Origin of the sequence: Paludisphaera soli (genome assembly GCF_011064595.1) — a bacterium.
In the GTDB taxonomy this organism is placed as follows: Bacteria; Planctomycetota; Planctomycetia; order Isosphaerales; family Isosphaeraceae; genus Paludisphaera; species Paludisphaera soli.
The window spans coordinates 1-480 of the sequence record NZ_JAALJI010000151.1; the positions used below are offsets into that span (position 1 = coordinate 1).

The window sequence follows — 480 nt, forward strand, 5'->3', positions numbered from 1 at the left end:
TTCGCCTCGGCCCGGATCCGTTCGGCCTCGGGGCCGGCGTACTTCGGCATCGATGCGGAGCGGAGGTTGGCCGCGAGGATCCAGCGGCCCAGCGGGCAGAGGCAGGCCAGGGCGAACCGGCTCTTGATCCGCGAGGTCGAGCCGTCGGAGTTGACGACGTGCAGCGTCGGATCGCCGTCGTAGCCGCGGTGGAACACCGTCACGAGTCCCCCGCCGTGGCAGACCTCGCAGGTCCGGCTCGCGACGGCGGCCGTCTCGCGGTCGGAGTATCCGTGGGGGTCGGCGATCTGGCCCTGGGCGAGGTTCGCCCCCCGCTCCTCCTCGATCGCGGCGAGGATCGCGGGCAGTTGGTCTCGCCAGTACCCCGGCGGCCTGCGGCACAGCTTCCGGCTGGCCCTGTCGACCTCGGCGCTGGAGGCGTTCAGGTCTTGGAACGCCTGGTCCCACGTCGTCGCCTGGTCCAGGAACAGCTCGGTCCCA

The 480-nt window shown here is 71.9% G+C and carries 1 protein-coding gene; it reads right to left on the minus strand.

Features of this window, described 5'->3' with window-relative positions; all coding sequences use genetic code 11:
- A partial coding sequence (locus G6O68_RS32095; protein WP_165253844.1) for a hypothetical protein occupies window positions 1-480 on the minus strand: 480 nt, incomplete at both ends.